The organism is Corynebacterium sp. zg-331, from assembly GCF_014267345.1.
Taxonomy (GTDB): domain Bacteria; phylum Actinomycetota; class Actinomycetes; order Mycobacteriales; family Mycobacteriaceae; genus Corynebacterium.
Genome location: NZ_JACMYD010000013.1, coordinates 22,002 through 28,131, shown reverse-complemented (window position 1 = coordinate 28,131; position 6,130 = coordinate 22,002). Strand labels below are relative to the sequence as shown.

The 6,130-nt window shown below is 66.7% G+C and carries 5 protein-coding genes and 1 tRNA gene; 4 read left to right on the top strand and 2 right to left on the bottom strand.

What is annotated here, in order from left to right:
* The first annotated feature begins 926 nt into the window (after positions 1-926).
* Together H7347_RS10260 and H7347_RS10255 are read left to right on the top strand one after the other, a co-directional pair.
* Positions 927-1,703, top strand: a complete 777-nt coding sequence (locus tag H7347_RS10260) for an ABC transporter ATP-binding protein (RefSeq protein ID WP_152823417.1) — start codon at positions 927-929, stop codon at positions 1,701-1,703.
* 3 nt (positions 1,704-1,706) lie between these two features.
* Complete coding sequence (locus H7347_RS10255) at positions 1,707-4,259, top strand: ABC transporter permease (RefSeq protein ID WP_152823413.1); 2,553 nt, start codon at positions 1,707-1,709, stop codon at positions 4,257-4,259.
* A 3-nt stretch (positions 4,260-4,262) separates the two neighbouring features.
* On the opposite strand, the gene H7347_RS10250 is transcribed toward H7347_RS10255, so the two are convergent.
* Both H7347_RS10250 and H7347_RS10245 read right to left on the bottom strand, forming a co-directional pair.
* Positions 4,263-4,595 carry a CrcB family protein gene (locus H7347_RS10250; protein ID WP_152823412.1) on the bottom strand — a complete coding sequence of 111 codons (333 nt, stop codon included), beginning with the start codon at positions 4,593-4,595 and terminating at the stop codon, positions 4,263-4,265.
* Positions 4,592-4,930 carry a fluoride efflux transporter family protein gene (locus H7347_RS10245; RefSeq protein ID WP_152823411.1) on the bottom strand — a complete coding sequence of 113 codons (339 nt, stop codon included), beginning with the start codon at positions 4,928-4,930 and terminating at the stop codon, positions 4,592-4,594. The genes H7347_RS10250 and H7347_RS10245 overlap by 4 nt, the downstream gene beginning before the upstream one ends.
* Before the next feature lie 137 nt (positions 4,931-5,067).
* Between H7347_RS10245 and H7347_RS10240 the strand changes: the two genes are divergently transcribed.
* Positions 5,068-5,811, top strand: a complete 744-nt coding sequence (locus H7347_RS10240) for a thioredoxin domain-containing protein (RefSeq protein WP_152823410.1) — start codon at positions 5,068-5,070, stop codon at positions 5,809-5,811.
* Positions 5,812-5,907: 96 nt separating this feature from the next.
* Positions 5,908-5,983 (top strand) — tRNA-Ala (locus H7347_RS10235).
* Positions 5,984-6,130 lie beyond the last annotated feature (147 nt).

The following is a 6,130-nucleotide window of genomic DNA, read 5'->3' as shown; positions in this document are numbered from 1 at the left end:
TGCTGATGGTACTGCATTCGTTGGGGTGTGGGAGAGTAGGTTGCTGCCAACACTAAAAATTCATAATGTGGTGGGGTGGGGTAGTAGGTTGTACTACCCCACCCCACTTTATTTGTTTGTGTTTCTTCTTTTTTGTGCTAAAAACACAAACAAAAACACACGGGAAGGAACACGGGTATCGACAGCACAGGGTAGATTGTGGGGCAGAGTGTCTGTACCAAAGAGAGGCTGCCATAGTGTCTGATCAGAAGCCGCACGAGTCCCCGTCCGCGCAGAAAAAGGGGAATAAACCGGCCTGGCCGCACCCGATCGGGGCGAAGGCCGAGGGGCTGCCGGCTTCCTCGAAGAAGGAAGACAAGAAGGGGGCCTGGCCCCCGGTGCGTCCGGCGACGGGCTCCCCCGAGGCCCAGGGGGGCGTCGCTCGGCCAAAAAAGAGAACCCCGGATATTCCGGGGCCGAAGTTTAAGACGCCTCCGAAGTCGAATCCGGCGGATTCCCCCTCGGGCAGGTGGCCTCAGCCGCAGCGCTCGGGGGAGACCGCCCCGAAGAAGCCGGAGAAGATAACCGGCGCGGCCTGGCCCACGGCGCGCAAGAATGCCGCGGAGGCCCCGCAGGGCGCTCGCCCGGCGATGCCAGAAAAGCAGGAGCAGCCGGAGCAGAAGCAACCGGGGAAAAAGCAGCCCTCCGCCTCCACACCTGCCGCGCGGCCGTCTACGCCGACGAAGAAGCCGAGCGTCCAATCGGAGGCGAAGACCACGGAGGCGCCGAAGCCCGCCGCGCGCAAGCCCGTGGCGGAGGGGAAGAAACCGCAGCAGCATACCCCGGCCAAGCCTGCGACGAAGCCGCAGGCTAAGCCGGAAGAACCCGCCAGGAAGGAGTCCGCGACGAAGCGCACGCCCCCGGCCACGCCGTCGGTGGCATCCTGGTTGCAGCGGCCGGCCTCGGCGCCGAAGAAGAAGCAGTTTGGGCGCGGCGGCGGATATGTGGCTCGCGCGGTGGAGCTGACCAAGCAGTACGGCGAGGGCGATACCGCCGTGACGGCCCTGGACACGGTGAGCGTGGGCTTTCGCCGCGGCGAGTTCACCGCGATCATGGGCCCGTCGGGCTCCGGCAAGTCCACGCTGATGCATTGCATGGCGGGGCTGGACTCCGCGACCACGGGCGAGGCGTTCATCGGTGATACGAACCTATCCGACCTGGAGGACAGGGAGATGACGAACCTGCGGCGCGACCGCCTGGGCTTTATCTTCCAGTCCTTCAACCTGGTGCCCACGCTGACGGCGGCGGAGAACATCACCCTGCCCACGGACATCGCCGGTGGCGAGGTGGATCAGGAGTGGTACGAGGAGATCACGCAGCGCCTGGGCCTGGTGGAGCGCCTGGGGCACCGTCCCTCGGAGCTCTCGGGCGGGCAGCAGCAGCGCGTGGCCTGCGCGCGGGCGCTGGTGTCGCGCCCGGAGATCATCTTCGGCGATGAGCCCACGGGCAACCTGGATTCCCGTTCCTCCACCGAGGTGCTTACTATCCTGCGCACCTCGGTGGACAAGGATCATCAGACCGTGGTGATCGTGACGCACGATGCGCGTGCGGCGTCGTACGCGGATCGGGTGATTTTCCTGGCGGACGGCAAGATCGTGAACGAATTGAGCGAGCCGACGATGGATGAGGTCCTTTCCACCATGGCCGGAATCGAGCGTGGGTAGTTCATGGGACTCAGGAATAAAACGATGTGGAAGGTGGGCGTGCGCACGGTCGCGGCGCATAAGTTCCGCATTGCACTCACGGTGCTCTCGGTGGTGTTGGGGACGGCGTTCATCGCCGGCGCCCTGATGTTTACCAATACGCTCTCCCGCAGCTATGACGACCTGGTGGCCACGGAATACGACGGCGTGGACGTGGTGGTCACCGGGGGCGGCGGGCAGCGCGGCATCTCCGCGACCACCCGCAAGGTCATCGCGGAGGACCCCAAGGTGGCCGGGGTCAATGTGCGCGATCGCGCCGCACTGGCGCTCGGCAATGCCGAGGGGGAGTCCCTGAAGTTCCGCGGCAGTGCCACGCTGAGCCCCTGGTACACGGCGAAGGATACGGTGCGACAGCCGGAGGAGATCCTGGAGGGACGCGACCCCAGCGGCCCCGGCGAGGCGATCCTCAACCAGAAGGCGGCCGCGGCGCTGGACATTGAGCCCGGCACCACGCTGACGGTGGTGGATTCCGCGGGCCGCCACGAGATCGCGGTGGTGGGAATCTATAAGATGTCGCTGGACAGCTCCGCCAAGGCGGCGCTGCGCATGGACGAATCCGCTTACCTGGAGAAGTTCGCGGAGGGCAACGTGGCGGCCTCCCTGCTGCTCAAGGCCGCCGAGGGGGTGAGCGCGGACGAATTGATGACGCACGTCACCTCCGCCTACAAGCCGGACGTTTCCGCGGAAACCGGGGCGGAGCTGGCGCGGCAGGAAAGCGCCGCCATTCAGTCCAGCCTGAGCTTTGTGAATTACTTCCTGGTGGCCTTCGGCCTCATGGCGCTGCTGGTGGGTACGTTCCTCATCGCCAATACCTTCTCCATGATCGTGGCTCAGCGCACCAAGGAGTTTGCGCTGCTGCGCGCCCTGGGGGCCACCCGCCGGCAGATCACCCGATCGGTGGTGCTGGAGGCCGCCCTTATCGGTGCGGTGGGCTCCCTCGCGGGGATCGTCGTCGGCATGCTGCTCGTGGTGGGGATCAAGGCGGTGCTGTCCTCCGGGAGTCGGGCGCTGCCGGACTCCGGGCTGGGGCTGAGCCTGGGTGCGATGGTGGTTCCCCTGCTCGTGGGCGTCGCCGTGACGGTGGTCTCGGCGTGGTTGCCCGCGCAGCGCGCCGGCAACGTTCACCCGGTGGAAGCCATGCGGACGACGGAATCCACGGCGTCGTCCTCGCTGCGGGTACGCACCCTCGTGGGCGCGGTGCTGGGCAGCGTGGGCCTGCTGCTGGTTTTGGTGGGTGGCCTCGCCGAGGCGAGCACGGGCATGCGCGTGCTGCTCGTGGGTATCGGCGCGGTGTGCGTGATCGTGGGTTACTTCCTGGCGGGCCCCGCCCTGGCCCTGCCGACGGTTCCCCTTCTGGGCAGGTTGGTGGGCAAGCCCTTCGGCATGGTGGGCCGCCTGGCCGCCACCAACTCCGCGCGCAATCCGCGCCGGAGCGCCACCACGGCCTTTGCCCTGACCCTGGGGGTAGCGCTGGTGACTTCCATCGGGATGCTCGGCGCCACGGCGAAGTCCGCCGTGGCGGACGCCTTTGAGGAGAACATGCAGGCGGACTTCCGACTCATGGGGCCGCCGGCCGGGAACTTCCCGGTGCCGCGCGAGGCGGTGGCGGCCGCCGCGCAGACCGACGGCGTGGGCAGCCTGGTGGAAACCTACCTGTCCCCGCTGCAGGCCGGCGGCGTGTGGGGCGTGCCCTTCGCGGATTACACCCTGGTGCTTTCCGGCAAGCTCAACGAGATCACCGGCAATATCGCGATCGAGGGCGACCTCGACCTCGGCGAGGAGGGATTCGTGGCTTCGGAGAGACAGGCCGCCTCGATGGGCTGGTCGGTAGGCGATATGGTGCCGGTGACCTCGACCACCAATGATAAGACGGTGGAGGCGAAGCTCGTGGGCATCTACCGGGACGACAATAGCTTTGGCGCCGTCGTGATCTCTAAGGCCACGGCGGAAAAGCTTGTTCCTTCCTCGGATATGATGCTGCAAAGCCTCGATGCCGTGGGGGATGGCTTTATCTCGCACGAGGACCTGCGGAAAAACCTTGAGGAATCCATGAAGGATTACCTGGTGGTGCACGTCCTGGACGCCGACGATCTGGCCGGGGAGGTGCAAAAGGCGGTCAATCAGGTGCTGAGCATCCTCTACGCGCTGCTGGCCCTGGCCGTGATTATCGCCGTGCTGGGCATCGTGAATACCCTGACCCTCAACGTGATCGAGCGGCGGCAGGAGATCGGCATGCTGCGCGCGGTGGGCGTGCACCGCGGCCAGGTGCGCATCATGATCGTGCTGGAGGCCGTGCAGGTGGCCGTCTTTGGCGCCGTGGCCGGCATGCTCATCGGCCTGGGACTGGGCTGGGCCTTCCTGTCCATCCTGGAGGAACAGGGATTGGGGAGCGCGCAGGTGCCCCTGCTGCAACTCCTGCTGATGGTGATCGGTTCCGCCGTGGTGGGCGTGCTGGCCGCCCTGTGGCCCGCGCGCTACGCCGCTAAGACCCCGCCCCTGGACGCGATCGCGCAGTAGCCCTCACCCGTCGGCCGGGGCGAGCAGGGCGATGAGCGCGCACCCCGCGCACAGCGTGGCCCCCAGGTACAGCGCCGCGCGGCGGGTGTGACCCCCGCGCACCGCGCCGCCGATCTCCGCGGCCAGGGTGGACCAGGTGGAGAGCGCTCCGGCCAACCCCGTGCCCCAGGCCGCGGCCGCCAGCCCCTCCGCGCGCAGGCTGAGCGCGAGAATGGCGCAGGCGAGCGCGTTGGCGCACCACGTGCCGAGCCACCCGCCGGGGGAGCGGCTGAGCGCGAAGCGCCCGACCCCGCCGCAGAAGGCACCCGCGGCCACGGCGGCAAACAACGCGATCATGCGGCGGACTCCGGGGACACGAGGGAACGCAGGGTGTTGGTGAGCAGCCAGGCCCCCACGCACCCCAGCACCGTGGCGGCAAGGTACGCGCCGGCGGCAACCGGCGGCTCCCGCACCACCATCAGGGCGAAGGCGGAAAAGCTGGTGTATCCGCCGAGCATCCCCTTGCCTAGAAACGGCCCCGGATCCCAGGCCCCGAGGAGGAGACAGCCCGCGATGTTGATGGTCAGCAGCAGCACCATCGGAGGGGTATCCCCGGCGAGGAAGGTGCAGGCAAGCCGGGCGGTGGCCCCCAGGGCCGCACCGCAGCCGACGACGAGGGCGTTGCGAAGCATGGGCCCAGGGTACGCCGCTGCCAGTGTGCTGTGAATCGCGCGCGGCCCCCGATAGTGGGTCCAGGGGTTCGATACACTAACGGAAGTACGCCCCCGACGGGGCACGTGGATCCGCAGCAAAAAGGATAGGGATTACTGTGAGCAGTACCGTGGCATCTCCCAACCAGAAGGGAAACGGCTTCGTGTGGGCCGTCGTGGGCATCATCGTGATCGCGGTGATCCTCGTGGGATACATCGTGATGAACGGCAAGAACGCCAAGCGTGAGGCCATGATCGATACCGTGGCCTTTTCCAGCACCTGGGATGGCGCCGCGATCACCCTGAAGGGGCAGGGGGCCGACGATGCCACCCCGGTGGCCGACCTGTACGAGGATTTCTCCTGCCCCCACTGCGCCACGCTGGCGGCGGCGGATCGCCAGAGCATGCGCGAGGCCGTGGACAACGGCGACCTGGTGGTCAAGATCCACCCGCTGGTGTTCATGGATAACCACAACCACGACAAGGAGATGAGCGACGAAGAAAAGGACGGCAACTCCCACCGCGGTCTCGCCGCGGCCCTGGCCGCGGCCGCCTCCGAGCAGCAGGGCCTGTACTGGAACCTGCGCAACCACATCTTTGAGAACCAGACGGAGATTTACAGCACCACGTGGGACAACGAGAAGTACGCCGAGGCGGCTAAGGAGCTCGGGGCCCCGGAGAAGACCGTGGAGGCGATCCGGGAGGGCTCTTACACGGACAAGGCCGACGAGGTCGGCGCCAAGAACGCCGCCGACCTGGAAAAGACGGAAGACGGGGTGTCCTCGCCGCGGCTGTTTATCAACGGGGAGGAAAAGAAGCTGACCGGCAACAGCGATTGGGTGGCCGAGTACAAGCGAAAGTAGCGTGCTGACCAGTGGGTTTGGTGCTTTCTGTGGATCGAGGTACAGTATTCCTCGTTCGCATGAAGCGCCGCCCGCAAGGGCGGTCGATGTGATCGAGGGGCTATGGCGCAGCTGGTAGCGCACCACACTGGCAGTGTGGGGGTCACGGGTTCGAATCCCGTTAGCTCCACCAAGGTTTTTCCCCATCAAGGTTCTTGATGGGGGATTTTTGATTTCCATAGTAAACGGCCCGCCGGCCGCGGCGCCGCGGGGCGGTGCTCGTCCGCCAGGCCGGTTCCGCTCCTTCTTGCGCGTCCGCAGCGATTCCTTCGCCGCGATC